Below are 21,521 nucleotides of genomic sequence, written 5' to 3'. Positions count from 1 at the left end.
GCCTCCCAAGTACCCACGCACAGAAGGCGACGTCCGGGTCCCGGAGCGTCGCCTGCACTTGCTTACACCCTGGTCGATCACCGACGGGTGGGCCAATGTCCGGCATGGCGCATGCCGGAGGCGATGCTTTGTGGGAACCCTACAAAAGGCGACCCGCGCCACACTGCGCGGTGCCGGATTCTCGCGAGGTCTGCCACAAAGCACACGGGAACCCTACGCCGAGGGTGACTAGGAAAACATCTTGTTGCGACCCCTATGTTCAGGAGGCCAGCAGCACGTCCGACTCCAGTACCTGCCCCAGTTCCCGCCGTTCGGCCGCCGACAACGGCACCGCGGCCACGCTGCACCGCCCGTCCGGCCCGGGCGCGGTGGTGATCGCGAGAACGGGCTTCCCGTCGATCTCCCGCAGGGTGACGCGGCCCCCGCACGACAGGTCCACGGAGACCCCGGGCCGGTCGTGCTGCCGGCCCAGCCAGCGGCTGACGAAGTCGAAGGTCATGGCGTCCTCCCTCGGTGCGGGCGTTCTCCCCGAGCACAGGTGTCGAGGTTTAATGCCCCGGATACACCCGGTTCACACCCCGGACGGCCGGAATTCCGGGTTTGCCGCCGAACAGGTCCACCGCCGATCCGCGCTCGCGGGCTCAGGGCAGCGGGATGCTGTGGCGATCCATCAGGTGCACGGCGACGGCCGAGGTGGCGTTGGAGAGCGGGTTGGGCCGGCCGCCGCCCCAGGCTTGCCGCCGGACAGGCCCATCGGTGTCTCCTCGTGGTCTTGACGCGGTGGCCGAGCGGGTTGCGGGAGGGCCCCCGGCGCTCTCGGAATCCAGCCTTCATGCCGCGCGGCGGTGGCTGACTGCTCATACATCTCGCTCTTTCGCCCGAACGGCTGCCGCCACGAGCGGTGGCCGTCCTGCCTCGCTGGAGGCGTCAGGATTCCGCCGCGCATGAGACGCGGCCACCCGGGAACCGCGGGCAGGCTGGCCGGATGGAGTTCGCACAGCTGGCCTCGGTGGCGCGGGACCTCTTCTCCGCGAAGCTGGTCTACGGCGAGCCCGTCGAACAGGACGGCGTCGTCGTGATCCCCGCGACCACCGTGTTCGGTGGAGGGGGCGGCGGTGGCGGCGCCGCGGAGACACTGCCCCTGCGTGAAGGCGCCGGGTTCGGGGTGCTCGCGCGGCCCGCCGGGGCGTTCGTCCTGCGGGACGGTTCCGCGAAGTGGGTGCCGGCCGTCGACGTGACGCGGCTCGGGCTCGTCGCGGCCGTCGCCGTCGTCGCGGTGGCGAAACTCGTCACCAAGCGCGCCGGCCGGTGAAGAGTTCACCGCCGGTTCTTGTCCGCGTTCGCGTTGGCGGCCTAGCGTCGGGCCGTCACCGATGCGGAGGTCGGCATGGATATCAGCAGGCGCACGCTCCTGCGCGCGAGCGGACTGGCCGCGGCCTCGGGGCTGCTCCCCGGCGTCACGTTCGCGGAGCAGCCGGGCGGTAGCGGCACCCAGACCCGGACCGTCACCGGCACCTTCACCCCCGACATCCCGGACTGGTACTACCTGCCCGTCGACGTCCCGCGCGGCGTCAAGCAGATCGACGTCGTGTACTCCTACGACAAGCCCCCGGTGCCCGCCGGCACCCGCGGGAACGCCTGTGACATCGGCGTGTTCGGGCCCGAGGGCCACGAGCTGGGCAACGCCCGCGGCTTCCGCGGCTGGTCCGGCGGCTTCCGCGACCGGTTCTCGATCAGCGCGTCCGAGGCGACGCCCGGCTACCTCGCCGGGCCGGTCAAGCCCGGCCGCTGGCACGTCATCCTCGGCCCGTACACCGTCGCGCCGCAGGGCCTGAACTACCAGGTCGACATCACGCTCACCTTCGGGCCGGACGGCATGCCGTTCAAGCCGAACCCGGCGCCCGAGACCGCGCCCGCCCGCGAGAAGGGCCGCGCCTGGTACCGCGGTGACAGCCACCTCCACACCGTCCACTCCGACGGCCGCCGCACGCCCGAGCAGCTGGTCGCCGACGCGCGCGCCGCCGGGCTCGACTTCATCGTCTCCACCGACCACAACACGTCCAGCGCGCAGCTGCAGTGGGGCCAGCACGCCGTCGACGACCTGCTGATCCTCAACGGCGAAGAGGTGACGACGCGGTCCGGGCACTGGCCCGCGATCGGCCTGCCCGCCGGCACCTGGATCGACTGGCGCTACCGCGCGGCCGATCCGCAGGACTTCCGCCGGTTCACCGACCAGGTGCACCGCGCGGGCGGCCTGGTCACCGCCGCGCACCCGTTCGCCAACTGCTTCGGCTGCACGTACGAGTTCGCCTACGAGATCGCCGACCTCGTCGAGGTGTGGAACGGGCCGTGGACCCAGGACGACGAGGCGAGCGTCATCCACTGGGACGGCCTGCTGCGCGGCGGCCGGTTCATCCCGGCGATCGGCGACTCGGACGCGCACAACCCGGACAACACCGTCGCGCTGCCGCACACCGTCGTGCTCGCCGATCGGCTGCGGCGCAGGGAACTGCTGGCCGGGCTGAAGGCCGGCCGGTCGTGGCTGGCCGAGTCGTCGGCGGTCCGGCTGGACTTCACGGCCGCCGGTGGTGGTCGATCGGCGGGTATCGGCGAGCGGCTCCCGGCCGGGATCGGCACGCCGGTGACCGTGCGCGCGGCCGTCGGCGGCGTGCCGGGCACCACGGTGACGTTCCTCGACCAGCTGGGCCCGGAGCACGTCGAGACCGTCGGCGACGCCGGGGTGGCGACCGTCACCTGGACCACCTACCCCCGCTACAGCCGCTGGGTGCGCGTCGAGGTGCGGCGGCCCTCGGGCGGGCCGAACACGACGTCGCCCAACGCCATGGTCGCGATGTCGAACCCGATCTTCCTCGGCGGCGACCGCTGAAGCCCGAACACTGAAGCCCGAACACTGAAAGCCGCCACTGAACCCCGGCCCGCGCCCCGCGTCCTCCGAGAGGGCAGACTGGTGCGAACGGGTGATGGGGAGGCAGTGTGCGTGGATGTGGCCTGAAGGTGGCCATCTTCCTGGGGGCGGTCGTCGTGTTGACGGCGGGGATCGTCGTGGTGGCGGTGCTCGTGCGCAGCCCGGTCCGGTCGCCCGGGTGCACGGTGACGCCACCGGGGGACGGCGGCGGGGCCTTCACGTTCACCCCGGAGCAGATGAACAGCGCCGCGACGATCTCGGCCGTCGGCACGAAGCTGGGCCTGCCCGCTCACGCGGCGACGGTCGCGCTGGCCACGGCGCTGCAGGAGTCGAAGCTGCAGAACCTCGAGGGTGGTGACCGGGACTCGGTCGGGCTGTTCCAGCAGCGGCCCAGCCAGGGCTGGGGCACGGTCGCGCAGCTGCGCGACCCGGTCTACGCGTCGACGGCGTTCTACGAGAAGCTCGAGAAGCTGCCGGGCTGGGAGACGATGCCGATCACCGAGGCGGCCCAGGCCATCCAGCGTTCCGGCGCCCCGGACGCGTACGCGCAGTGGGAGACGCAGGCCCGCGGCATGGCGGCGGCGTTCAACGGCCAGTGGCCGGCCGCCCTGACCTGCCGCAACCTGACCCTGGCGCCGCCCGCGGACGTGGCGGCAGCGGCGACGGCGGAGCTGGGCACCGCGAAGCTGAGCGGAGCGCACCCGGCGGTCCAGGGCTGGACGTACGCGACCTGGCTGGTGGGCCGCGCGGAGGCGCTGGGCGTCGACAGGGTGAGCTTCGCCGGCCAGACGTGGACGGCGGAGTCCGGAGCCTGGGCCCAGGACACCGCCGCCGGCCCGGATCTCACACTGCACCAGGCCCCGGCGGCGCCGCCGAGCCAGTGACCGTCACTTTCGCTAGGAAAGTGAACCGGAGTTCCCGCTCCGCGGACACTTTCGAGTGTAAGTAGCCTTGGTCAGGGAACGAGCTTCACTCGCTGTTCAGGAAGCCTCCACAGTGGACTCCGAGTACCGGGTGCGGAGCAGGCCGCGGCAGAAGTGGGCGTTGCCCTCGATGGAGATCCGGACCGACCGCGCGAACCGCAGCCGCAGCGGGATCTCCGCACGCGGGAACGGCGTCCCGTGCTCGTCGACCAGCACCGGTGCCGACGGCTCGCGCGACAGCCCGAGCGCCTCGCGACGCCGCAGCAGGGCGTGGGAAGCGGGCACCGGCGGCAGGTCCGCCAGTGTCACCGCGTGCAGGTCGACGTGCTCGTCGGCACGCAGCAACACCGTCAAAGCGCGTTCCATCGCGGCTTGGTGGGCCTTGCGCCGGAACGTCTGGCGCAGCTCTTCGAGATCCTCCTCGGCCTCGTGGCCGAACGTGCCGCGGTAGCCCGCGTCCGCCGCGAGGCCGCGGTTGATCAGGTCCGAGTCGTGGTGGTCGTCGAGCATGACCACGACTTCGGTCGTCCACGGCAACGCGGTCAGCACGTCCTTCGCGTCCGACGCCATGAGGTAGGCGAAGTTCGGCGCGCAGAACGACGTCGGCAGTCGCAAGTGGACGGTCACCCGGCCGCCGTCGACGTCGACCGAGTGGACGAAGCCGAGGTCGGTGATGGGCTCGTCGAGCTCCGGGTCGAGGACCGCGTCCAGCGCGGTGTAGGCGTCCACCTCAGGCCACCGACACGGCCTGCGTCTCGATGGGCGCGAGCTGCAGCTCCGAAGGCACCGGGATGTCGTACATCTTCGCCGCGTTGAGCCCGAGGATCTTCTTCTTCTGGTCGACGGTCAGCGGCGCGTACTCGGGCAGGTCCTCCGGGATCTGGAAGTCGACGAACCGCTCGACCAACCAGCGAGGCGTCCAGATCGCGTAGTCGCTGGAGAACTGGATGCGGTCCTCGTCCAGCCAGTACAGCAGCTCGCCGATGATCTGCGCGAAGTACTTGGGCCGGGTGTGGATGAACGGCATCGCGACGGCGAGGCCCGCGTGCACGTTCGGCTCCTGCGTGGCGATCCAGCAGAAGTCCTCCAGCCGCGGCAGCCCGCAGTGCTCCACGACGAAGTTCAGGTCGGTGAAGTCGGTGGCCGCGTGGTCGACGTCGGCGACGTCGAAGGCGTCGCGATCGAGCGGTCGGATCGTCGGTCCTTTGTGGACGTGGATGTTCTTGACGCCCAGTTCCTGGCAGGCTTCCAGGTACTTGTACGTCCACGGGTCGTTCAGCTTGTAACCGCGCGAGTCACCCTGCCACTCGGCGGTGTAGAGCTTGACGCCCTTGAGACCGAAGCGTTCGGCGTCACGCCGGAACTGGTCGAGGCCGGCTTGTTCGAGCCGCGGGTCGAAGTTGTGGTTGTAGGTCAGCTTGCCCGGGTGCTTCTGTGTCAGCGCGAAAGCTTCCTCGGTCTGGCCGAAGCCGTTGTGGTAGAACGCGCCCAGGTGAGCCGGCTGGAAGATCGCGTGGTCGACGTAGCCGTCCTCGAACAGGTCCTTCACCAGCCGGTCGCCACCCTGGTAGAGGTAGTCCTCGTACGGCCACACCTCGGACTCCGGGCTGAGGTTGCGGTGGTAGTCGTAGAAGCAGTCGATGAACTGCTTGCCGTGGATGTTGCGCTGGTTCTCCGGGCGCGCGTCCCAGAGCGCCACGTGGGCGTCCACGATGAAGTAGTTTTCGCCGTCCTTGCTGTACATGTGCGTCCTCCGCGTTCATGACCGCCGTTGGCCCGTGCTGGCGACGGTAGGCACGTCGACCCTGGTCAGGGACCCACCCGGTGTCTCGATATGAGACAGGCGGGCGCGGCCGGCGGCCCTAGCCTGGGGGAGTCCGACGCAGCGGAGGTCGCGGTGGAGAACCCGCAGGTGCAGGTCACGCGGTCGTTCGACGTGCGCGGGGCCGCCGCCATCGCCCCCCGGCTGCGGGCGTCCTGGCAGCGCAGCGTGCGCTACGGCGTGCCCGAGGACGAGGTCCTGCCGGTGTTCTCGGGCGCGGTCGACACCGGTTCGCTGCTCTACGAATGCGGCACCGAGGTGCTGCGCGGCCTGCAGGCGACCCTGGCCAACGAGCCGATCAGCCTGATGATCACCGACAGCGAAGGCCTGGTGCTGAGCCGGCTGTGCACGGACGTCTCGATCAGCCGCTCGCTCGACAAGGTGCACCTGGCGCCCGGTTTCTACTACGCCGAGCGCAACGCGGGCACCAACGGGCTCGGCCTGGCGCTCGCCGACCGCGCGCCGTCGCTGGTGCGCGGCGGCGAGCACTACTGCACCGACCTGCGTGGCTACACGTGCGCGGCGGTCCCGGTGCTGGACCCGATCACCGGCACGCTCGCCGGCAGCGTCAACCTGACGACGTGGTCGGAGCAGTCGTCCGAGCTGCTGCTGGCGCTGGCCCAGGCCGCGGCCGGGAACACCGCGGCGCTGATGCTGGCCCGCGCGTCCGGCCGGATCGCCCGCCCGACGCCGCGTGGCGAGGTGTTCCGCGTGTACGCCGACCGCGTCGACCCCGGTGACCTGCCGCGGCTCTCACCCGCCTGGACCACGGCGGTCGCCGAGACGCGGGCGGCGCTGGCCGGCGGCCGGGTCGTCGCCGTCGTCGGCGAGCCGGGCGCGGGCAAGACGGCGCTGGCGTCGCTCGCGCACCGGGAGGTGCGGCCCCGCGACCGCGTGCTCAACGCGCGCCCGCCCGCACCCGACGACGTCGACACGTGGCTCACGCTCTGGACGCCCGAACTGACGAAGGACGACACGTGCGTCATCGTGTCGGGCGTGGACGCGCTGCCCGCGTGGGCGGCGGGGGAGCTGGCGCGGCTGTTCACCGAGGCGCGGCACGCGGGCGGCCCGGTCCCGTTCGTGCTGACCGCGGAGGACGCCGACGCGCTGCCCGCGGCGCTGAGCCCGCTGGTCGACCGCGTCGTAGAGGTGCCGGCGCTGCGGTTCCGCCCCGACGACGTCCTCCCGCTGGCGCACCACTTCGCCCGTCGGGACCGCGGCCGCGACGTCACCTTCACGTCGGCGGCGTCGCGTGCGCTGATGGCCTACGACTGGCCGGAGAACGCGAAGCAGCTTCGACGCGTGATGCGCGAAGCCGCCGCGCGATCGGACGTCGTCGACACCCCGCACCTGCCCGCGGAGGTCTTCAGCGGGACGGGGCACCGGCTGAGCCGGTTGCAGGCCCTGGAACGCGACGAGATCGTGCGGTGCCTGTCGGAGCCGGGGGCGACGGTGGTGCACGCGGCCGCGAAACTCGGCATGGGCCGTGCGACGGTCTACCGCAAGATGGCGCAGTACGGGCTCAACGCGCGGCAGCTGAAGTCGTAGCGTTGTCGTGGGCCCAGCGCACCGCCGGGCCCATCGCGAAGCCCGCGGCCAGGAAGATCGCGCCCATCAGCAGCCAGCCGGGCAGGCCCCAGCCGATGACGACCGTACTCAGCAGCACCGGCCCGATCGCGCGCGCCACCGACACCCCGGTGCCGAAGAACCCCTGGTACTGGCCCTGTTTGTCGGCCGGCGCGAGCGCGAAGCCGATCTCCCAGGAGCCCGCCGACTGCAGCATCTCGCCGAGCACCTGCACCAGCGCGCCGACGACCAGCACCGCGAACGCGACCCACGGCGAGGTGCCCAGCGTCGAGAACGCGAAGGCGACGCAGGAGGCGAACAGCAGCACCCCGGACCGGCGGACCATCCGCGCCGCCGAGCCGATGCTCGCCAGCCGGCCGGCCACGCGGACCTGCAGCACCACCACGACGACGGTGTTGAGCACGAACAGCGCGGACACCGTCCAGCCCGGCGCGGCGGTGCGTTCCACGATCCACAGCGGGATCGCGACGCTCAGCAACGGCATGCGCAGCAACAGGATCGCGTTCAGCAGCGTCACCACGGCGTAGGGCCGGTCGCGCAGCACGGCCAGTTTCGGTTCGCCGGTTTCGGGGAGCGCTGACGGCGCCACGGTCGGGAGTCCGAAGAGCAGTGCCGCGGTGACCAGGAAACTCACGGCGTCGAGCGCGAAGACCGTGAGGTACGCCGACGCCGTGTCGGCCGACAGCGCGAGCCCGCCCAGCCCGGCGCCGACGGCGAGGCCGGCGTTGCCCGCGGACTGCAGCTGCGCCCGGATGCGCGTGCGGTGCTCGGGATCGGCGAGCGCGGCCAGCAGCGCCTGGCGGGCGGCGGCGAGGCCGGTCTGGCAGCTGCCGTAGAGGCAGGCGGCCAGGATGAACAGCAGCGGCGAGCGGACGACCATGAAAGCGAGGATCGACACGCTCGTCGCCAGGGCCAGGAGCACCGCTGAGCCGCGGGCGCCGTGGCGGTCGGCGAGGTGCCCGAGCGGGACGCCCGCGACCGAGCCGACGGCCCAGCCGAGCGTGAGGCCGAGCCCGACCTGGGCCGGGCTCAGGCCGACGATCCGGGTGAAGAACAGGACCGAGCAGGTCAGGAACGCGCCGTCGCCGAGCGAGCCGGCCAGCTGGGCGGCCGCGAGCAGCCGTCCGGGCGCGGCCTTCGAGGCCTTCGCGGGGCGTTCCAGAGTCACCGTCATGAGAGTTACGTTAGGGCCCGGGTTGGCCCGATCCCAGATCCAATTATGGCCTTGTGCACTGGGCCAATGTAGGGTCGCCGGATGGACTTCCACGTCAGCCTGGCCGGGCGTGGCGACCTCAGCGTCCGGATCTACCGGCAGCTGCGCGACGCCATCCTCGACGGCCGGCTGCGCGAGGGCGAGCGGCTGCCGCCGACGCGGGAGCTGGCGCGGCGGCTGGCCGTCTCGCGCAACACCGTCGCGGTGGCCTACGACCGGCTGACCGCCGACGGATTCCTCGCCGGCCGTGTCGGCGCCGGCACCTACGTCTGCGCGGAACTTCCGGCCCGGACGCGGCTGCGCAAGGCGCCTTCGGGCGCCGGGCCGCAGCCCAAGGCGGTGTGGCGGTCGCTGCCGCCGCCGGTCGCCCCGGTGGCGCGGGCGCCGGAATACGACTTCCGCGTCGGCATCCCCGACGCCGCGTTGTTCCCGCTCGAGACGTGGCGGCGGCTGCTCGCGAGCGAGCTGCGGGACGCCGTCGGCTTCGCGCACTACGTCGACCCCGGCGGGTACGAGGGCCTGCGCGCGGCGATCGCCCGGCACGCCGGCGTCGCGCGGTCGGTGCGGGCCGACGCGGACGACGTCCTCGTCACCCAGGGCGCCCAGCAGGCGCTCGACCTGCTGTGCCGGGTACTGCTCGAGCCGGGGGACCGGGTGGCGATCGAAGAACCCGGTTACCGGCTGGCGAAGCACCTCTTCGCGTCCCACAGCGCCGACGTCGTCGGCGTGCCGGTGGACGGCGAAGGTCTCGACGTCGCCGCGCTGCCCCCGCGGACGCGGCTGGTGTACGTCACGCCGTCGCACCAGTTCCCGCTCGGCACGCCGATGTCGCTGTCGCGGCGGACGGCGTTGCTCGCGTGGGCCGAGCGCGCGGACGCGGTGATCGTCGAGGACGACTACGACAGCGAGTTCCGGTTCTCCGACCGGCCCCTGGAACCGTTGCAGAGCCTCGATCGCGACGGCCGCGTCGCCTACGTCGGGTCGTTCTCCAAGACGCTGCTTCCCATGCTGCGCCTGGGTTTCCTGGTCGCACCGGCGTCGCTGCGTGACGCGCTGCGCCACGCGCGTCAGCTCTCGGACTGGCACGGCGACCTGCCCGCGCAGGCCGCGCTGGCCCGGTTCATCGACGAAGGCCTGTTCGCCCGCCACATCCGCCGTGCGACGAAGGTGTACGCCGAGCGGCACGAGCGGATCACGTCGACGCTGGAAAGGGTGTTCGCGGGCCGCCTGCGGCTGATCCCGTCGGCGGCGGGCCTGCACCTGTGCGCCCTGTCCGACGACGACCTCGAGCCCGTCGCGGCCCGCGCTTCCCTTGCGGGAGCGGAAGTCCAGACCCTGTCCGACCTGTGTGGAGGTTATCCCGGGCAGGGCCTGGTGCTGGGCTACGGCGCGATCCCCGTGGAGCGGATCGACGACGGGCTCGCGGCGTTGGATCGTGCCTGGGTCTCGTGAGTGGTAATTCGGGTTAGAACCCTAATTACCACTCACGACAACGGCGGCAGGGCTGGGTGGTTCGACGTGGTGGTCGGTCCGGCGCCGCGTCGCGATGAGGAGGCCGCCGGCTGACGTCGCCACCGCGGTGGCGAGGATCAGGAACCAGCCGTGGCGGAAGTCCGTCAGGTCCGGGGTGCCCGCGAAGATCGCGACCAGCACCGCCGTGCCCAGGACCGTGCCGATCTGGCGGGTCGTGTTGACCATCGACGACCCCGCGCCCCAGCGGGCCGCGGGCAGGACCGTGCCCACGACGCCGGACAGCGACGGCAGGATCAGGCCGACGCCGATGCCGGTCAGCAGCTGCCCGGGCAGCATCGCGCTCGCGTAGTCGCGCGTGGAATCCATGCGCAGCAACCAGATCAGCACCCCCAGCCCGAACGAGACGCCGCCGAGCGCGACGATCGGGCCCGGCCCGAAGCGGTGCACGAACCGGCCGCCGAGGATCGATACCGGCACCACCATCAGCGGACCGGGCGCCAGCGACAGCCCGGCGAGCAGCACCGAGTCGTGCCAGATCGAAGTCAGGAACAGCACGTTGCCGAACAGCATCGCGGCGAACCCGGCGGCGAACACCCCGGTCGTCACGCACGCGAGCCACAACGTCGGGACGCGCAGCGCGGGCAGGTCCAGCACCGGCACGGCGTGCCGCGCCGACCGCAGCGGCACCCAGGCCAGCGCCACGACGGCCACGACGAACGCCGCCACGACGGCCGGTGAGCCCCAGCCGTGGTCGGGCGCCTCGACCAGCGCGTAGGCCAGCGCGCCGACGCCGACCAGGAGCCCGGCCGCGCCGAGCAGGTCGGGGACACCGGTGCTCGTGTCGCGGGACTCGCGCAGCACGCGCGGGCCGGCCAGCAGCGTCACCGCGCAGATCGGCAGGTTGACCAGGAACACCCAGCGCCAGGACGCCTCGACGAGCAGGCCGCCGACCGGCGGTCCGAGTGCCGCGGCCGCCGCGCCCACCGACGCCCAGACGCCGACCGCCATCGGCCGCCGGTGCGGCGGGAACGCCGTCAGCAGCAGCGCCAGCGACGTCGGCATGACCAGGGCCGCGCCGATCGCCTGCACCGCGCGGAAGCCGATCAGCACGGGGATCGACGGCGCGATCGCGCACGCGGCCGAGGCGAGCGTGAAGACCGCGACGCCGATGAGGAACAGCCGCTTGCGGCCGTAGCGGTCGGCGAGCCGCCCGGCGGGCGCGAGGCAGGCGGCGAACAGGACCGTGTAGCCGTTGAGCACCCACGACAGCGTCGCGAGGTCGTCGCCCGGGAACGCGGCCCGGATGCCGGGGAAGGCGATGGTGACGATGAACGTGTCGAGGCTGGCCAGGAACGCCGCCGTCGAGACGACCAGCAGCACGAGTCCCGGCTTCGGCGCGATGTCCGTCATGACCCTCCTAGGTTTGAAAAAGCAACCTAGCCGGGCCAGTGAGTTTCAACAAGAGACTGACCAGTTCGGAGCGACCTAGCTCACGCCGCGGCCCGGAGCTCCGCCCGCGCCTTCAGCGCCGCGAGGGTGTGTTCGATCGACTCGACGTTGTAGCCAGGGCGGTCGACGCGGCCGGTGACCTTCGGCCCCATGAACTTCCGCACGACCCAGCTGCCGATCCGGTACCAGTTCTCGGTGACCACGCAGCCGGTCGCGGTCGGCGTCAGCACGTACTCCCACCGCGAGACGCGCGAGCCGAGCGGCGTCCGGACGTCGAAGGCGAACCGGCGGTCCGGCTCGCAGGCGACCACCAGTACCCGCGTCCACCAGCGCAGCTCGCCGTTGCGGTTGCGGCCGCGGAACCGCGCGCCCAGTGTCGGGCCGGTGCCGTCGAGCCAGCGGCCGCCGACGTTCTCCGGGCTCAGCTCGCCCATCCGCGGCAGGTCGGTGACCCACGACCACACCGTGGCCGCATCCACCGGAACGTCGATGCTGCGCGAAATCGTCGGCTCCACACCCGTGACGGTGACAGCGGCCGGCACCACCCGGCAAGGGGATCCGGCGTTGTCCGCAGCGCAGGAGAGCCGGTTGTTCAGGGTGGTCAGGCGCGGTAGGCCGAGTTGGTGAAAAAGTTGCGGCCGAAAGCAGGGTGTAAACCCGGACTTTCTGGGTACTTCGCGCGCGGAGGAGTCCTTACACGGAGGGAGCGGTGGTCAGCGTGATCCCGATCGAGGTCGTGGGGATGGCCGTCCCGGTGCCGGGGGAAGCCCCGCTGATGCTGCTGCGCGAACCGGACGGGGCGCGCCGCTGGCTCGCGATCATGATCGGCTACGGCGAGGCCGAGGCCCTGGTGCGGGCGCGCGAGCAGATCGAGCAGCCGCGGCCCGGCACGATCGAGCTGCTCGGCGACGTCCTCGCGGCGTTCGGCCAAGGCGTCGCGGCCGTCGAGCTGACCGAGGTCCGCGACGGCATCTTCTACGCCGACCTCGTGCTCGTCGACGGCACCCGCGTGTCGGCCCGGCCCAGCGACGCGGTCGCGCTCGGCCTGCGCCAGGGCGCGCCGATCCGGGTCGCCGAGGAGGTGCTCGACGTCGCGTCGGTGCAGCTCGAGGTGGAGCAGGAGGCCGAGGGCCCGGCGACCGACGCGCTCGACACCGAGGCCGAGGTCGCCCGCTTCCGCGCCGAGCTCGACGGGATCCGGCCCGAGGACTTCGACCTCTGACGCTCAGCTGCCGTCGCCGAAGTAGCCGACCAGGCTGTCCCAGGACCGCTCGTCCCGCCTGCGCGTCCACCACGACCGGAACGGGCCCGGCGCCATCGCGTGCCGGGTGTAGGACGTCATCGCCGCGCGGTAGACCTGCTCGGCCTGGTCCCACGTGACGCGTTCCTTGCGCCAGGCCAGCACCAGCCGCATCCGCAGCGGGTCGCCGGCCAGCGGCCGGACGACCATGCCGGGCTGCTCGGGCGCGGTCGGCTCGACCAGCTGCACCGCCTGGCCGGCCGCGACCAGCTGACGGCCGCCGCCGTTCGGGCACTCGAAGCGGATCCGCGGGGTGAACCCGGCGCGGTGGGCCGCCGCGCGCAACGACGTCAGCGAACCGTCCTCGGGGCCCGGCGGGCCGATCCAGGCGTCGTCCGCGAGATCGGCCAGCTCGACCTCGGTCCGCCCGGCCAGCCGGTGGCGCGCGGGCAGGCCGATGAAGACCGGGATCCAAGGGAGCAGCACCCGGTGCCCGAGGTGCTTGGCCAGCGGCACCTCCTGGTCGTCCGACATGGAGATGACGGCGACGTCGAGGGTCGCGCGCGCCAGCGAGTGGGCCAGCACCGCGCTCGACGGTTCCAAGTGGACGGTCACCTCGACGCCGGGCAGCGCGTCGTCCAGCCGCTCGACGAACGTCGGCAGACAGTCCATTTGGGACGATCCCAGCCGCAGTGGCCCGGTGCCGGTCGAGCCGAGCAGGTCGGCCTCGAACCGGTCGAAGTCCAGCAGCAGCACCAAAGCCCGGCGCAGCGTCTGCTCGCCGGCCGGGGTGGGCGTGACGCCGGTGTGGCTGCGGAGGAACAACGGCGTGCCGATCTGCCGTTCGAAGCGCTGCAGCAGGGACGTCAGGGACGGCTGGGACACGCCCAGCGCGGCGGCCGCCTGCGACAGGCTGCCCGCCTCGGCGATGGCGCAGATCGCCCGCAGCTGCCGAATCTCCAGGGCCATAGCCGGAGTCTATCGCCGCGAGCCATTACCGCCCGGGCGTCCACGGTGTGAGGCTCGGTGCGAAAGCCTGTCCTCTATTACGTGGAAGGGGAGCCGATGACCGGCGACCGAACCCGGCCCGACCTGCGCGCGCTGCTGAACGCGAAGGGGTTCCGGAACTGGATCCGCGACGGCTGGGAGCCCGCCGCCGACGTCGTTGAGGTGCCGGCGGGCACCGCCGAGGCCGCCGCCGCGCACCGGGCCCGGCTGTCCGCGGCGCTGCCCGGGCACCGGATCGCGCTCGCGGCCGGCCGCGCCGTCGTGCGGTCCAACGACACCTTCCACGGCTTCCGCGCCGACAGCGACTTCGTCTGGCTGACCGGCTGTCAGCGTGAAGGCGCGATCCTGGTGCTGACCCCGGCCGGCGACGGCCACCACGCGACGCTCTACGTCCCGCGCCCGGCCGAGCCGGACGAGACTGACTTCATCGGCGACGCCGACACCAGCCCGCTGTGGGTCGGCTCCGCGGCCACCCCGGCCGCGTACGCCGAGGCGCTCGGCCTCGAGTGCCGTCCGCTGGAGGACCTGCCCCGCGGCCTGCGCGGCCGGCACCCGCAGGTGCTGGTCACCGCCGGGGTCGACCCGGTGCTCGACGCGTACGGCCAGGGCCACAGCGAGCGGCTGCGCACCGTCCTCGCGGAGCTGCGGCGGCTCAAGGACGACTGGGAGGTGGGCCAGCTGCGGGCCGCCGTCGACGCCACCGCCCGCGGGTTCGCTGACGTGCTCGCCGCGCTCCCGGAGGCGGTGCGCGGCGGCGGGGAACGCTGGCTGCAGGGCACGTTCGACCGGCGCGCCCGCACCGAGGGCACCGGCCCCGGGTACACGTCGATCGTCGCGGCCGGGCGGAACGCGCCGGTGCTGCACTGGACGCGTTGCGACGGGCCGGTGGCCGAGGACAGCGTCGTGCTGCTCGACGCGGGCGTCGAGCTGGATTCGCTGTACACCGCCGACATCACCCGCACCTTCCCCGTGTCCGGGGAGTTCACGGCGGCCCAGCGCGACGTCTACGACCTGGTGCACGCGGCCCACGTCGCCGCGCTCGCCGAGGTCCGGGCGGGCAACGACTTCGCCGCGTTCCAGACGACCGCGCTGGGGGTGCTCGCGAAGGGGCTGCACGACTGGGGCGTGCTCCCGGTGTCGGTGGACGAGGCGCTCTCGCCCGACGGGCAGCAGCACCGCCGGTACATCGTCTGCGGCACCGGCCACTTCCTCGGGCTGGACGTCCACGACTGCGCCGCCGCGAGCCCGGAGGCTTACCGGGCGGGGCCGCTGGCCGAAGGGATGGCGCTGGCCGTCGAGCCCGGCCTGTACTTCCACGCCGGCGACCTCACGGTGCCGCCCGAGCTGCGCGGCCTGGGCGTGCGCATCGAGGACGACGTCGTGGTCACGGCGGCCGGGTACGAGCTGCTGTCCTCGGCGTTCCCCTCCACGGCCGAGGAGGTCGAGGCCTGGGTCCGCGTGGCATGATGACGTCCGATCGGTAAAGCGAACGATTCGCCGGGTCGATCGTACGGTTTGCCGAACGAAAGGGAGCTGCGGTGGAGGACTCGACGCCGTCGATCCGGGACATGCTGGCGGTCAACCTGCGGGCCGCGCGGACGGCACGGGGGCTGTCGCTGTCCGAGCTGTCCCGCCGGTCGGGGATCGGGAAGGCCACGCTCTCGCAGCTGGAGTCGGGCGGCGGGAACCCGACGATCGAGACCGTGTTCAGCCTGTCGCGGGTGCTCGAGGTGGCCATCTCCGACCTGCTCGACCAGCGGGCGGGCGGCGCGCTCACGGTGGTGCGGGCGGCCGACGTCGAAGTGCTCCGCGGCGAGGGCGTCGACCTGCGCCCGCTGCGCCGGATCGAGACCGGCGACGGCGTCTTCGAGGTCTACGACCAGGTCGTGCGCGGGGACGCGCCGCAGCGGTCGCAGGGGCACGTCGGGATCGAGCACACCATCGTGCAGACCGGCAGCCTGCGCGTGGAGGTGGCCGGCCGGACGGTGGACGCCGGCCCCGGCGACTACGTCGCGTTCGACGCCCGCGAGCCGCACTGCTACACCGCGCTGGCGGCGCCGGTGCACTCGGTGCTGCTGCTGCAGTACCGCGCGGACGAACGGCTCGACGGCCGCCCGCACCCGGTGCTGCCGACCGGGCGTTGACACGGTCCGTCCGAGAACCTAGCGTTCGGTTTGACGAACGCGGAGGATCGATGAACGGAACGCGGGTGGTCGTGCTCGGGGCCGGTGTCGTCGGTGCCGCGTGCGCCCGGGAGCTGAGCCTGGCCGGCTTCGACGTCGTGGTCGTGGACCGGGGGCGCCCGGCCGGCGGGACCACTTCGCACGGCGAAGGCAACGTGCTCGTCTCCGACAAGGGGCCGGGTGCCGAGCTGGCGCTCGCGCGGCTGTCGGCCCGGCTGTGGCCGCGCGTCGTCGCCGAGATCGCGGCCGGGGACCCGCGTGCCGCGGCCGCGACGGAGTTCGACGCCAAAGGCGGCATCGTCGTCGCCACCACCTCGGCCGGCGCCGCCGCGCTGACGGCGTTCGCCGAGACGCAGTCCGCCGCCGGAGTGGTCACGAAGTCGTTGACTGCTCTTGAAGTGGCTGCTCTCGAGCCCGCGCTGACGCGTTCGGTGGTCGCGGCCGTCCACTACCCGGAGGACGCGCAGGTGCAGCCGGCCGGCGCGACACTGGCGCTGCTGGGCTCGGCCCTCGCGCACGGCGCCCGGCTGCGGGCGGACACCGAGGTGATCGGCGCGGTCGTGACCGGCGGGCGGATCACCGGCGTCCGCGTCCCGGGCGAGGTGATCGACGCCGACGTCGTGGTGAACGCGACGGGCCCGTGGGCCGGGATCGTGTCCGCGCGCCTCGGCGCCCCGATCGCCGTCCTGCCGCGGCGGGGTGAGGTGCTGGTGACCACGCCGATGCCGGGAGTGGTGCGGCACAAGGTGTACGACGCGGACTACGTCGGCGCGGTCGGGGCGGACAGCGGTGCGCTGCAGACGTCCGCCGTCGTGGAGTCGACGTGGGGTGGCACGGTGCTGATCGGCTCGTCGCGGCGTCAGGTGGGGTTCGACGACACGCTCCGGCCGGACGTGCTGGGCGCGATCGCGGCGAAGGCGTTGCGCCTGTTCCCGGCGCTGGCGGACGCGGCGGTGATGCGCGCGTACGGCGGGTTCCGGCCGTACGTGGACGACCACCTGCCGGTGCTGGGCCCGGATCCGAGGGTCCCGAACCTGTGGCACGCGACGGGCCACGAGGGAGCGGGCATCGGCCTGAGCGTCGGGACGGCGCTGCTGCTGCGGGAGATGCTGACCGGAGTTGCCCCTTCTTGCCCGGTGGAGGAGTTCACGGTGGACCGTCCGGCGGTGCTGGCATGAGCCGCCCGATCCGCATCACGGTGGACGGCGAGCCGCTGCCGGGCATCGAAGGCCAGACGGTGGCAGGAATCCTGCTGGCGTCGGGCCGATTGTCGTGGCGCACCACGCGATCGGGTGCACCACGCGGCGTGTTCTGCGGCATCGGCGCGTGTTTCGACTGCGTGCTGACGGTGAACGGAGTCCCGGACGTCCGAGCCTGCCGCCGCCGCGCGGCGGACGGTGACGAGATCCGCACCCAGACCCGCCAGGAGAAGTCATGACCCGCCAGGTGGTCGTCATCGGCGCGGGCCCCGCAGGCCTGGCCGCGGCCGAACACGCGCTGCGGGCTGGTGTGGAGGTCACGGTCCTGGACCAGGCCGATGTGCCGGGCGGGCAGTACCACCGAACCCTGCCGGAGGCTTACGAGACCCGAAAGCCGCATGACGGGGCCGATTTCGCGCGGCGGCGGCGGGTGCTGGACCACCCGAGGTGCCGGTGGTGGCCGAACAGCACGGTCTGGGCTCTCGTTCGTTTGGAAGCCGATCTCGCGCTTCGGGTTCACGTGCTTCGGGGTCCCGCCGACGGTTCCGCTCGGGAGCGGCATGTCCTCGCCCCCGATGCGCTTGTTCTGGCCACCGGTGCGCATGACCGGACCCTGCCCTTCCCCGGCTGGCAGCTTCCGGGTGTCTTCACCGCCGGTGCGGCGCAAGCCCTCGCCAAAGGTGAGCGTGTCGCCGTCGGGCGGCGGGTGCTTGTCGCCGGGAGTGGGCCGTTTCTGCTGCCCGTTGCCGAGTCGCTGCTGGGCGTCGGGGCTGAGGTCGTCGCGGTACTGGAGGCCAATCCTAACGCGACTGTCCGAAAAGGATGGTCCAGGCAGCCGTGGCGGTTGGCGCGTCACCTAACCAAAGCCACCGAACTCCTCCGCTATGCCGCCACGCTCGCCCGGCATCGCGTGCCGTACCGGATGGGCCGCGCCGTCATCGAAGCCCGCGGGGACGACCGGGTCCGTGAGGTCGTCACCGCTCGGCTCAGCCCCGACTGGTCGGTCATCCCCGGCACCGAACGGATCTACCAGGTCGATGCCGTCTGCGTCGGGCACGGCTTCGTCCCGCAGCCCGAACTCGCCGTCGCCGCGGGTTGTGTGCTCGACGGCGGCTTCGTGCGGGTCGACGCCGAGCAGCGCACCACCGTGCCAGGCGTCTTCGCCGCCGGGGAGATCACCGGGATCGGCGGGGCGGTCGCCGCCGCGGCCGAGGGTGCGGTCGCGGGGCACGCGGCTGCGGGAGGCGAGCCGGATCGGGGCCTGCGTCGCGCCCGGGATCACGCCCGGGAGTTCGCCAAGAGGCTGGCAGCGGCCCATCCGATCGGCGACGGCTGGTCGGGGTGGCTGCGGCCCGACACGATCGTCTGCCGTTGTGAGGAGACCACGGTTGCCGATCTGCGCAAGGCCGCGAGTGACCCCGTTCGAGCGGGTTCGCACGCGCTGAAACTCGGCACCCGCGCCGGGCTCGGACCGTGTCAGGGCCGGATGTGCGGCCCGGCCGTCGCCGAACTTTGCGGGGGTACCGAACGCCATCACCGTCCGATCGCCCAGCCGATCCGGCTCGGCGAACTCGCCGAGCCCGAGCATGAACCCAAGGAGTCCCATGAGCACCCGTGACCTCGGAGGCGTCGTCGTCGCCACCGCGCTGCCCTACCGGCCGGACGACGCGGCCCCCGCCGGCCTCGCCGTCGACTACGACGCCTACGCCGAGCACTGCCGCTGGCTGGTGGCCAACGGCTGCCGCGGCGTCGGGCCCAACGGTTCCCTCGGCGAGTACTCCTCGCTCACCGACGTCGAACGCCGCCGCGTCGCCCGCACCGCCATCGAGGCCGTCGGGGACGACGGGATCGTGGTCGTCGGTGTCCACGGACCCGGTGCGCACCAGGCAAAACAGTGGGCCGAGGCCGCCGCCGAGGACGGCGCCGACGGTGTGCTCTGCCTGCCGCCCACGCTCTACCGCGCCAACCGCGGCGAAGTGCTCGCCCACTTCGAGGCCGTCGCCTCGGTCGGGCTGCCCGTGATGGTCTACAACAACCCCTTCGACACCAAGGTCGACCTCACGCCCGACCTGCTCGCCGAGATCGCGCGGATCGACAACGTCGTGGCCGTCAAGGAGTTCTCCGGTGACGTCCGGCGTGTGCTGGAGATCCGCGAACGCGCGCCGGAGCTGGCCGTGGTCAGCGGGGCCGACGACGTCGTCCTGGAGAGCCTGCTGATGGGCGCCACCGGCTGGTTCGCCGGCTTCCCGAACGTCTTCCCGGCCGAGTCGGCGCGCCTGTTCGACCTGGCGACGTCCGGCAAGCTCACCGAGGCGAAAGCGCTTTACGAGCCGCTGGTGGCCGCGTTCCGCTGGGATTCGCGCACCGAATTCGTCCAGGCCATCAAGCTGGGCATGGACCTGGTCGGGCGGTACGGCGGCCCGTGCCGCCCGCCGCGCGGGCCGCTCACCGACGAGAACCGCGCGCAGGTCGAGGCAGACATGAACCGCGCGTTGAGTGCGCTGGGCGTGGCGTGATGCGGTCCTCGCGCGCGATCACCGCCGTCGACTCGCACACCGAGGGCATGCCGACGCGGGTCGTGACCGGTGGCGTCGCCGTCATCCCGGGCGACACGATGGCCGAACGCCGCCGGTACTTCCTGGAGCACCTGGACGACCTGCGGCTGTTCCTGATGAACGAACCGCGCGGCCATTCCGCGATGAGCGGCGCGATCCTGCAGCCGCCGTGCCACCCGGACGCCGACTGGGGCGTCGTGTACATCGAGGTCTCCGGCTGCCTGCCGATGTGCGGCCACGGCACGATCGGCGTCGCCACCGTGCTGGTCGAGACGGGCATGGTCGCGGTCACCGAGCCGACGACCGTCGTGCGCCTCGACACCCCCGCCGGGCTCGTGCACGCCGAGGTCACCGTGCGTGACGGCCGCGCCGAGCGCGTCAAACTCCGCAACGTGCCGTCGTTCCTGGCCGAGCGGGACGCCGTTGTGGACGTGCCCGGGCTGGGGGAGGTGCGCTACGACCTGGCCTACGGCGGGAACTTCTATGCCATCCTCGACCTGTCCACACTGGACATTCCGTTCGAACGGGCGGAGAAGGAACGGATCCTGAAGGCCGGACTGTCCATCATGGACGCGATCAACGAGCAGCGGCCGCCGAAGCACCCGGCCGACCCGCTGATCGGCGGCTGCAAGCACGTCCAGTTCCTCGCCCCGGGGTCGGACGCCCGCGCGTCGCGCAACGCCATGGCCATCCACCCGGGCTGGTTCGACCGGTCGCCGTGCGGCACCGGCACGTCGGCGCGGATGGCGCAGCTGCACGCGCGCGGCGAGCTGCCGCTGCACACGCCGTTCGAGAACAGCTCGTTCATCGGCACGACGTTCACCGGCGAGCTGGTCGCCGAGACCACGGTCGGCGGCGTGCCCGCGGTGGTGCCGGAGTTCTCGGGCCGAGCGTGGATCACCGGCACCGCGACCTACCTGCTCGATCCGACGGACCCGTTCCCGACGGGGTTCGTCCTGTGAGCTGACGTCCCGACCGTGAAGCTACACGGTGCTATAGTCAACTCTATAGCTTCTGTAGTGGAGGTGGGTACATGAGGAACTGGTTCATCACCGGCGGCACGCCGGGCGGGTTCGGCATGGCGTACGCCGACGCCGCGCTCGAAGCGGGCGATCGGGTTGTGCTGACGGCCCGGCGTCCCGAGGAACTGAAGGAATGGGTCGCCGAGCACGGCGATCGCGCCCACGCCGTGCGGCTGGACGTCACCGCGCCCGGCGAGGTCCGGGGGGCCGTCGCCGAGGCGCGCGAACGCTTCGGCGAGATCGACGTGCTGGTCAACAACGCCGGCCGCGGCTGGTACGGCTCGGTCGAGGGCACTGCCGACGACGTCGTGCGCGGCTCGTTCGAGCTGAACTTCTTCTCCGTGGTGACCGTGCTGCGCGAGGTGCTGCCGGGCATGCGCGCCCGCGGCTCCGGCTGGGTCGTCACGATGTCGTCGGCCGCGGGGATGGACGCCGTCCCGGGCTTCGGCTACTACAGCGCGGCGAAGTTCGCGGTCGAAGGCCTGTCCGACGCGCTGCGCCAGGAGGTCGAGCCGTTCGGGGTCAAGGTTCTCCTGGTCGAGCCCGGAGCGTTCCGGACGCACGCCTACGCCGGCTTCTCGGCCGAGCCGGTTCGCGAGACCGTCGACGCCTACGCGCCGTTGCTCGACGCCGTGCGCACTGCCTTCGTCGAGCAGGACGGGCGTCAGCCGGGCGATCCCGCCCGCGGCGTGCGCGCGGTGCTGGCGGCCATGGAACGGCCGGATCCGCCGCACCGGCTCGTCCTCGGCGGCCCGGCCTTCGACAAGGTCACGTCGAAGCTGCAAAAGACCCTCGACGCCGTCCGCGCGGACGAGGCCGTGTCTCGCGGTGCCGATTTCCCTGACGTCGCTTAGGAATGGAGAGACCGTGCTCGAAGACAGCCTGGACGCCGTCAGCGCCCGGCCGGCGACTACACCTTCA

At 72.4% G+C, this 21,521-nt stretch carries 21 protein-coding genes; 14 read left to right on the top strand and 7 right to left on the bottom strand.

The window, feature by feature from the left end; translation table 11 throughout:
• Nucleotides 1-259: 259 nt before the first annotated feature.
• Nucleotides 260-499, bottom strand: coding sequence for a hypothetical protein (locus tag OG570_RS40065; RefSeq protein WP_326954002.1), 240 nt, complete (start codon nt 497-499; stop codon nt 260-262).
• Between the two features lie 486 nt (nt 500-985).
• On the opposite strand from OG570_RS40065, the gene OG570_RS40060 reads away from it, so the two are divergent.
• The 3 genes from OG570_RS40060 to OG570_RS40050 all read left to right on the top strand — a co-directional run bounded on the left by OG570_RS40060 (nt 986) and on the right by OG570_RS40050 (nt 3,810).
• Nucleotides 986-1,312: a hypothetical protein gene (locus OG570_RS40060; RefSeq protein WP_326954001.1), complete on the top strand. Its 327-nt coding sequence runs from the start codon at nt 986-988 to the stop codon at nt 1,310-1,312.
• Nucleotides 1,313-1,387: 75 nt separating this feature from the next.
• Nucleotides 1,388-2,887 carry a CehA/McbA family metallohydrolase gene (locus OG570_RS40055; protein WP_326954000.1) on the top strand — a complete coding sequence of 500 codons (1,500 nt, stop codon included), beginning with the start codon at nt 1,388-1,390 and terminating at the stop codon, nt 2,885-2,887.
• Nucleotides 2,888-3,015: 128 nt separating this feature from the next.
• Nucleotides 3,016-3,810 carry a hypothetical protein gene (locus OG570_RS40050; protein WP_442788224.1) on the top strand — a complete coding sequence of 265 codons (795 nt, stop codon included), beginning with the start codon at nt 3,016-3,018 and terminating at the stop codon, nt 3,808-3,810.
• Nucleotides 3,811-3,906: 96 nt separating this feature from the next.
• Here the strand turns inward: OG570_RS40050 and OG570_RS40045 are convergent, their stop codons facing one another.
• Nucleotides 3,907-4,578 (bottom strand): iron-sulfur cluster assembly protein, encoded by a 672-nt coding sequence (locus OG570_RS40045; protein ID WP_326953999.1) that lies wholly within the window; start codon nt 4,576-4,578, stop codon nt 3,907-3,909.
• A 1-nt stretch (nt 4,579) separates the two neighbouring features.
• Nucleotides 4,580-5,593 carry an amidohydrolase family protein gene (locus OG570_RS40040; RefSeq protein WP_326948805.1) on the bottom strand — a complete coding sequence of 338 codons (1,014 nt, stop codon included), beginning with the start codon at nt 5,591-5,593 and terminating at the stop codon, nt 4,580-4,582.
• 153 nt (nt 5,594-5,746) lie between these two features.
• Between OG570_RS40040 and OG570_RS40035 the strand changes: the two genes are divergently transcribed.
• Entirely contained in the window at nt 5,747-7,219 is a 1,473-nt protein-coding gene (locus OG570_RS40035) for a helix-turn-helix domain-containing protein (protein WP_326953998.1), read from the top strand.
• Here the strand turns inward: OG570_RS40035 and OG570_RS40030 are convergent.
• Nucleotides 7,194-8,432, bottom strand: coding sequence for an MFS transporter (locus OG570_RS40030; protein WP_326953997.1), 1,239 nt, complete (start codon nt 8,430-8,432; stop codon nt 7,194-7,196). The genes OG570_RS40035 and OG570_RS40030 overlap by 26 nt on opposite strands.
• Before the next feature lie 81 nt (nt 8,433-8,513).
• Between OG570_RS40030 and pdxR the strand changes: the two genes are divergently transcribed.
• A complete protein-coding gene (gene pdxR, locus OG570_RS40025; RefSeq protein ID WP_326953996.1) occupies nt 8,514-9,923 on the top strand; it encodes a MocR-like pyridoxine biosynthesis transcription factor PdxR in 1,410 nt (469 codons plus the stop codon).
• Nucleotides 9,924-9,944: 21 nt separating this feature from the next.
• Here pdxR and OG570_RS40020 read toward each other — a convergent pair whose 3' ends face one another.
• Both OG570_RS40020 and OG570_RS40015 read right to left on the bottom strand, forming a co-directional pair.
• A complete protein-coding gene (locus OG570_RS40020; protein ID WP_326953995.1) occupies nt 9,945-11,354 on the bottom strand; it encodes an MFS transporter in 1,410 nt (469 codons plus the stop codon).
• An 80-nt stretch (nt 11,355-11,434) separates the two neighbouring features.
• On the bottom strand, nt 11,435-11,908 hold the full coding sequence (locus OG570_RS40015) for an SRPBCC family protein (protein ID WP_326953994.1): 474 nt from the start codon (nt 11,906-11,908) through the stop codon (nt 11,435-11,437).
• A 194-nt stretch (nt 11,909-12,102) separates the two neighbouring features.
• On the opposite strand from OG570_RS40015, the gene OG570_RS40010 reads away from it, so the two are divergent.
• On the top strand, nt 12,103-12,615 hold the full coding sequence (locus OG570_RS40010) for a bifunctional nuclease family protein (protein ID WP_326948810.1): 513 nt from the start codon (nt 12,103-12,105) through the stop codon (nt 12,613-12,615).
• A gap of 3 nt (nt 12,616-12,618) precedes the next feature.
• Here the strand turns inward: OG570_RS40010 and OG570_RS40005 are convergent, their stop codons facing one another.
• Entirely contained in the window at nt 12,619-13,602 is a 984-nt protein-coding gene (locus OG570_RS40005; RefSeq protein ID WP_326953993.1) for a LysR family transcriptional regulator, read from the bottom strand.
• A 96-nt stretch (nt 13,603-13,698) separates the two neighbouring features.
• Between OG570_RS40005 and OG570_RS40000 the strand changes: the two genes are divergently transcribed.
• The 8 genes from OG570_RS40000 (at nt 13,699) to OG570_RS39965 (ending at nt 21,454) form a co-directional block, all read left to right on the top strand.
• Nucleotides 13,699-15,108: an aminopeptidase P family protein gene (locus OG570_RS40000; RefSeq protein WP_326953992.1), complete on the top strand. Its 1,410-nt coding sequence runs from the start codon at nt 13,699-13,701 to the stop codon at nt 15,106-15,108.
• A gap of 71 nt (nt 15,109-15,179) precedes the next feature.
• Nucleotides 15,180-15,785 carry an XRE family transcriptional regulator gene (locus tag OG570_RS39995; RefSeq protein ID WP_326953991.1) on the top strand — a complete coding sequence of 202 codons (606 nt, stop codon included), beginning with the start codon at nt 15,180-15,182 and terminating at the stop codon, nt 15,783-15,785.
• Nucleotides 15,786-15,835: 50 nt separating this feature from the next.
• A complete protein-coding gene (locus OG570_RS39990) occupies nt 15,836-17,002 on the top strand; it encodes an NAD(P)/FAD-dependent oxidoreductase (protein ID WP_326953990.1) in 1,167 nt (388 codons plus the stop codon).
• Nucleotides 16,999-17,262: a (2Fe-2S)-binding protein gene (locus tag OG570_RS39985; protein WP_326953989.1), complete on the top strand. Its 264-nt coding sequence runs from the start codon at nt 16,999-17,001 to the stop codon at nt 17,260-17,262. Before OG570_RS39990 ends, OG570_RS39985 begins: the two co-directional genes overlap by 4 nt.
• A complete protein-coding gene (locus OG570_RS39980; RefSeq protein ID WP_326953988.1) occupies nt 17,259-18,641 on the top strand; it encodes an FAD/NAD(P)-dependent oxidoreductase in 1,383 nt (460 codons plus the stop codon). The genes OG570_RS39985 and OG570_RS39980 overlap by 4 nt, the downstream gene beginning before the upstream one ends.
• Complete coding sequence (locus OG570_RS39975; protein WP_326948816.1) at nt 18,628-19,539, top strand: dihydrodipicolinate synthase family protein; 912 nt, start codon at nt 18,628-18,630, stop codon at nt 19,537-19,539. Before OG570_RS39980 ends, OG570_RS39975 begins: the two co-directional genes overlap by 14 nt.
• Complete coding sequence (locus tag OG570_RS39970; protein WP_326953987.1) at nt 19,539-20,540, top strand: proline racemase family protein; 1,002 nt, start codon at nt 19,539-19,541, stop codon at nt 20,538-20,540. Before OG570_RS39975 ends, OG570_RS39970 begins: the two co-directional genes overlap by 1 nt.
• A 71-nt stretch (nt 20,541-20,611) precedes the next feature.
• Nucleotides 20,612-21,454, top strand: a complete 843-nt coding sequence (locus OG570_RS39965) for an SDR family NAD(P)-dependent oxidoreductase (protein WP_326953986.1) — start codon at nt 20,612-20,614, stop codon at nt 21,452-21,454.
• Nucleotides 21,455-21,521 lie beyond the last annotated feature (67 nt).

The sequence above is a fragment of the Amycolatopsis sp. NBC_01286 genome (assembly GCF_035982555.1).
Classification (GTDB): Bacteria; Actinomycetota; Actinomycetes; order Mycobacteriales; family Pseudonocardiaceae; genus Amycolatopsis.
This window is presented reverse-complemented; position numbering and strand designations above follow the sequence as displayed.